Consider the following 5,979-nt stretch of genomic DNA (forward strand, 5'->3'; position numbering starts at 1 on the left):
CCTCGTGAGGTCCGCCACCGGCCGCCGCCATGTCCGGAGTGCGGTCAGACGGTACCGAAGGGCAGTTCCAGCTCGGCCCAGACCACCTTGCCGTCCCGGGTGAGGCGGCTGCCCCAGCGCTGGGCGAGCTCGCTGACCAGGAACATGCCCCGGCCGCCCTCGTCCTGCTCGGCGAAGGGGCGCAGTTGGGGCGTCCGGCCGCCCGCGTCGGCGACCTCGACGGTGAGGACGCGGTCGCGGAAGAGCCGCAGCCGGCGGGGGGCGTCGGCGTGCAGCAGGGCGTTGGTGACGAGTTCGCTGACCAGCAGCTCGGCGTAGTCGGAGAGGGCGGTCAGGCCCCAGCCGGCGAGGGTCTCGCGGGTGAAGCGGCGGGCCTTGCCGGGGAGGCGGCCGCCGCCGCTGAGCGGGAGGGTGGCGACCCGGTCGGCGGGCAGCGGCAGCACCCGGGCCATGATCATGGCGATGTCGTCGTCGGTGCCGTCGGTGACCATCGCCTCCAGCACGGCGTCGCAGCTCTCCTCCAGGGTGCGGCCGGGGCCGGAGACGGCGCGGGCGAGCTTGTCGATGCCGGCGTCGAGGTCCTGGCCGCGCCGTTCGACCAGGCCGTCGGTGTAGAGGGTGACCAGGCCGCCCTCGGGGAGGGTGAACTCGATCGACTCGAAGGCGACGCCGCCGACGCCGAGCGGCACCCCGGGCGGCAGGTCGACCCGGCGCGGGGCGCCGTCGGGCCCGACCCAGACCGGCGGCAGGTGGCCGGCCGAGGCGACCTGTACGGTGCGCTCCAGCGGGTCGTAGACGGCGCAGATGCAGGTGGCGAACTGGCCCTCGCCGATGCCGGAGGCGGTCTCGTCGAGCCGGCTGAGGACCTGCTCGGGCGGCATGTCCAGGGTGGCCAGGGTACGGGCGACGGTGCGCAGCTGGCCCATGGTGGCGGCGGCGCGGATGCCGTGGCCCATGACGTCGCCGACCACCAGGGCGACCCGGCCGCAGGAGAGCGGGACGACGTCGAACCAGTCGCCGCCGACCTCGCTGACGACGCTGCTGGGCAGGTAGCGGTAGGCGATCTCCAGGCCGAGGGTCCGGTGGATCTCCTGGGGCAGCAGGCTGCGCTGCAGGGTGAGGGCGGTCTCGCGCTCACGCCGGTAGAGGCGGGCGTTGTCGATGGCGAGGGCGGTGCGGGCGACGAGTTCCTCGGCGAGCGCGACGTCCGCGTCGGTGAACGGCTCGGGGTTGCGCATCCGGATGAACTCGGAGCCGCCGAGGACCATGCCGCGGGCGGTGAGCGGCACCATCAGGTACGAGTGGATGCCCGCCTCGACGCCGGGGGCGACCCGCTCCTCGGTGGCGACCAGGCCGCGCAGCACGTCCTCGTCGACCTGCGAGCGCAGCAGCGGCCGGCCGCTGCGCAGGCACTGGGTGTAGCTGCGGCCGGGGGCGTACTCGGTGACCTCGCCGACGGTGTCGACCGCGCCGCTGAGGCCGGACTCGTAGGACTCGCCGACGGCGACGGCGCGCAGCTTGATGGGCCGGTCGGCGGGGATCGGCGCGGGTTCGGCGCCGCGCAGCACGGGCTCCAGCAGGTCGATGGTGGCGAAGTCGGCGAACCGCGGCACGACCGCCTCGATCAGCTCCTCCGCGGTGCGCTGGAGGTCGAGGGTGGTGCCGATCCTGGCGGTGGCCTCGGCGATGGTGGCGAGGCGCTCCTGCGCGCGGGCGGCCCGGGCCTCGGCCTGGAAGCGCTCGGTGACGTCGATGATGGAGGAGCAGACGCCGAAGACCCGGCCGGTGGTGTCCTCCAGCCGGAAGTAGGAGGCCGACCAGGCGCGGTCGCGGCGGGGGTCGCCGGGCACCCGGCCGTGGGAGCGGGCGTCGACCACGGGTCTGCCGGTGGTGAGCACCTGTCTCATGGTCTGCTCGATCTCGGCGCTGTTGATGCCGGGCAGGACGCTGCTGATCCGGCGGCCGAGGTGGTCGGCGACGGGCACCCCGTTCATCCGGGCGAGGGCGTCGTTGAGCCGGACGTAGCGCAGGTCGGTGTCGTAGACGGCCATGCCGATCGGGGACTGGCCGAAAATCCCGTCGAGGACGGCGAGGTCGGCCTCGACCCGGTGCAGGGCCTGCACGTCGGAGGCGGTGGCGAGCAGCAGCAGCATGCCGCCGGGGCCGGTGATCGGGTAGGTGCGGAACTCCAGCTCGACGAGGTGGCCGTCGCGGTGGCGGACCGGGAAGACGCCGGTCCAGCCCTTGCCGCTCATGATCCGGTCGAAGAGGTCGACGGCCTCGGGGCGGCCGTCGTCGGCGGCCAGCAGGCGGGCGGCGTAGCTGCCGACGGCCTCCTCCGAGGTGTAGCCGAGCAGGGCCTCGGCGTCCTCGCTCCAGTGCAGGATCGTTCCGTCCTCCTGGAGCAGGGCGGTGGCGAGCGGGACGAGGCGGTGGCCGTCCAGGCGTGCGGGGACGCTGCCGGTCCCGCGTTCCGGCAGGTCGCCGGCGTCGGTCGCACTCCGCTCGAATCCGCGCATGATCAGGCCACACCCCGTTCGGCTCGTTCCCGGTCGGGTGCGGTTCCATGCGCGTTCCGCAGGGGTTTCCTGGGGTTCACGGTGCCGTACCGCCGGTGTTGTTTCTCCAGACTGCACGGACATCGGCCGCCCGGCGACCCCTTTGTCAGGGACTTTCCGGCCGACCTCGGTGCACGGGCGTCATGGGCGTACCGGGCGCAGCGTACTCTCCAGGACGCCGGCCCACTGCCGGATCACTCCGGTTCGCCGGGCGCTGTCGTCGGTGAGGAGATTGGCGAGGCCCAGGCCGCGGGCGAGGTCCAGGGTGGCCTGCACGCTCTCCCGGATGCCGGGGGTCCGCTCGTCCGCCCCCAGGAACTCGACGGCGGCCCGGTGCGCCTCCCGCCCGACGTGCCCCTCCAGGGCGACGATCCGCCCGCGCAGGGCCTCCTCGGTGGCGGCGGCGACCCACAGGTGCAGGGCGGCGCGGAACAGCGGCCCGGTGTAGAGCCGGACGATCATGTCGACGACGGCCTCGGTGCGCTCGGGGCCCGCGGCGGGCAGCCGGTCGGCGTGGGCCCGGACGGCGGCGATCCGCTCGGCGGCGACGTGCTCGACGGCCGCGGTGAAGAGGTCCTCGCGGGTCGGGAAGTGGTGCTGGGCGGCGCCCCGGGAGACCCCGGCCCGCTCGGCGACCACGGCCACCGTGCTGCCGTTCCAGCCGTGCTCGGCGAGGCAGTCCACGGCCGCCGCCAGCAGCCGCGCCCGGGTGGCGCGGCTGCGGTCCTGCTGGGGCGTACGGGCGGCGGCGTGGCTGGTCATCGGCGGTGGCGGTCCGTTCCGGTGCGGGGCGTCGGCGGTGGCGGTGGCGGGGCCCGCCGCGGCGGGGCCGGCGGCGGGCCCGGGGTCGATCCTGCCACGCTCAGCGCGCGGCCTCGCGGGCGCGCAGCTCCCGGCGGAGGATCTTGCCGGCCGCCGACTTGGGCACCGCGTCCAGGAACTCCACCACCCGCACCTTCTTGTAGGGGGCGACCCGCTCCGCCACGAAGGCGAGCACCTCCGGCTCGGTCAGCGCCGCCCCGGGGGCGGGTACCACGAACGCCTTGGGCAGCTCGGTGCCGTCCGGGTCGGGGACGCCGATCACCGCGGCGTCGGCGACCCCCGGATGGGTGAGCAGCAGGGCCTCCAGCTCGGCCGGGGCGACCTGGTAGCCCTTGTACTTGATCAGCTCCTTGACCCGGTCGACGACGAACAGGTAGCCGCGCTCGTCCACGTAGCCGATGTCGCCGGTGTGCAGCCAGCCCTCGGCGTCGACGGTGGCGGCGGTCTCCGAGGGGCGGCCGAAGTAGCCCTTCATCACCTGCGGGCCGCGGACCAGCAGCTCACCGCTCTCGCCGGGGCCCAGGTCGGTACCGCTGCCGTCGAGGGCGGCGACCCGCAGCTCGGTGGAGGGCACCATCCGGCCGACCGAGCCGGGCGAGGGGTCGGCGTCCTGCGGGGAGACCACGTGGCAGACCGGGGACAGCTCGGTCATGCCGTAGCCCTGCAGCAGCCGCGGCAGGCCCAGGCGCGCGGCGCAGGCGTCGGCCAGCTCGGTGCGCAGCGGGGCCGCGGCGCACAGCAGGTACTCCACCGAGGAGAGGTCGTAGCGGTCCACGACCGGGTGCTTGGCCAGGGCGAGCGCGATCGGCGGCGCCACGATCAGGGCCTGGACGCGCTGCTCCTCGATGGTGCGGCAGAACTGCTCCAGGTCGAAGCGGGGCAGCACCACGACGGTGGCGCCGCAGCGCAGCGGCTGGTTGAGCAGCGCCGCCAGACCGTAGATGTGGAAGAACGGCAGCACGGCGAGGACCCGCTCGCCGACCGCGGGCCGGTAGAGGGCGTCGGTCTGGGCGAGGTTGGTGGCGATCGAGCGGTGGGTGAGCATCACGCCCTTGGGAAGGCCGGTGGTGCCGCTGGAGTACGGCAGGACGGCGATGTCCTCGCCCGGGTCGATGGCGGGCCGGGGCTCGGGGCCGGTGGAGGCGAGCAGGTCGGCCAGCGAGCGGTGGCCCTCCGCACCGTCCAGGACCACGATCTCGGTGATCGGCCGGCCCTCGGCGGCGAGCTTGCCGGCGGCCTCCCGGGCCACCGGCAGGAACGGCGAGACGGTGACGATCCAGCGGGCGCCGCTGTCGCCCAGCTGGGCGGCGAGCTCCCCCGCCGTACAGAGCGAGGAGACGGTGGTGACGGTCGCCCCGGCGGCGGTCGCGCCGTAGAACGCCATCGGGTAGGCGATCGTGTTCGGGCTGAACAGGGCGAGCACGTCGCCCCGGCGCACCCCCGCCTCGGCCAGGCCCGCGGCGACCCGGCGCACCGCGGCGGCGAGCCCGGCGTGGCTCACCGTCTCGCCGGTGACGCCGTCGATGAGGGCCGGCCGGTCGCCGTGGCGCTCGGCGTCGCCCAGGACCGCCTCGTGGATCGGCAGGTCGACCGTCGCGACCTCGGGGAACTCGCTGCGGAACACCAAGATGTGCCTCCATAAGGGTCGTTGACGGGCCGTCCAAGACTGCCCGTCCCTCGCGCGCACCGACAGGGGACCTCCGCTGCGCCGTTCTGACGAACGAGCCGGACCGGGCGCGTGGCACGCTTGCCGGTCCGGGCCGACGGGCGGACGGTGGCCTGATGGGCCGTCCGCCCCCCCTCCCCCAGAGCACGGCCCCGGACCCTGGAGCAACCGTGGAACTCTCTGCCGCCGGACCGCGCGCCCGCGCCCTCGCACCCCGCCTGCTGCTCGCCGGTGCGACCGCCGCCGTCCTGGCCCTCGGCACCCCGTCGGTCGCGTTCGCCGCACCCGGCGACAACGGCGACGTCAAGGTGCACGACAGCGCCACCGCGCCGGACAGCCAGAACAACGACCCGAAGGTCTGCCAGTTCCACCTGGCGGCCTTCAACTTCGACACGATCGAGCTGGTCACCTGGACCATCGAGCAGCAGCCGCCCACCGGCAACGCGACGGTGCTCGGCGGGGCCATCGTCCTGGCCACCGGCACCGGGGCCACCGGCACGTACGCCCTGCCGGACGGCCACTACAAGCTGCTGTGGACGTTCGCCGGCCAGAACGGGGAGGCCAAGCAGAAGGTGTTCACGGTCGAGTGCGCGCCCTCCACCCCGACGGCCACCCCGACCGCCACCTCCTCCCCGTCCTTCCCGATCGGCATCCCCAGCCCGTCGGCGAGCCCGAGCCACCACGGCTACCCGGTCGGCGGGGTCGACACGGGCGGCGGCGGCACCTCCGGCCCCGACACCGCCGAGGTGATCGGCGGGGCGACCCTGCTGGCCGCCGCCGCGGCCTTCGGCGTCCGCACGCTGCGCCGCCGGGCCGCTCGCGACGGCGAGTCCTGACCGGGCGCGGCGACGTGCCCCGACGGTTCCTGCGGTCCCTGACGCCGCTCGGCCGGTCCCCCCGGACCGGCCGCGCGGCGCGGGCGCGGCACCGGGC

4 protein-coding genes are annotated in these 5,979 nt (G+C 75.1%); 1 reads left to right on the plus strand and 3 read right to left on the minus strand.

Annotation, left to right across the window (positions count from 1 at the left end):
* Positions 1 to 44 precede the first annotated feature (44 nt).
* The 3 genes from ACWGB8_RS37420 to ACWGB8_RS37430 all read right to left on the minus strand — a co-directional run bounded on the left by ACWGB8_RS37420 (position 45) and on the right by ACWGB8_RS37430 (position 5,007).
* A complete protein-coding gene (locus ACWGB8_RS37420) occupies positions 45 to 2,519 on the minus strand; it encodes a SpoIIE family protein phosphatase (RefSeq protein WP_452218129.1) in 2,475 nt (824 codons plus the stop codon).
* A gap of 180 nt (positions 2,520 to 2,699) precedes the next feature.
* Positions 2,700 to 3,320: a TetR/AcrR family transcriptional regulator gene (locus ACWGB8_RS37425; RefSeq protein WP_452218130.1), complete on the minus strand. Its 621-nt coding sequence runs from the start codon at positions 3,318 to 3,320 to the stop codon at positions 2,700 to 2,702.
* Between the two features lie 100 nt (positions 3,321 to 3,420).
* Positions 3,421 to 5,007, minus strand: a complete 1,587-nt coding sequence (locus ACWGB8_RS37430) for an AMP-binding protein (protein ID WP_452218131.1) — start codon at positions 5,005 to 5,007, stop codon at positions 3,421 to 3,423.
* Between the two features lie 209 nt (positions 5,008 to 5,216).
* Between ACWGB8_RS37430 and ACWGB8_RS37435 the strand changes: the two genes are divergently transcribed.
* Complete coding sequence (locus ACWGB8_RS37435; RefSeq protein ID WP_452218132.1) at positions 5,217 to 5,882, plus strand: hypothetical protein; 666 nt, start codon at positions 5,217 to 5,219, stop codon at positions 5,880 to 5,882.
* The last annotated feature ends 97 nt before the right edge of the window (positions 5,883 to 5,979 follow it).

The organism is Kitasatospora sp. NPDC054939 (genome assembly GCF_053610105.1).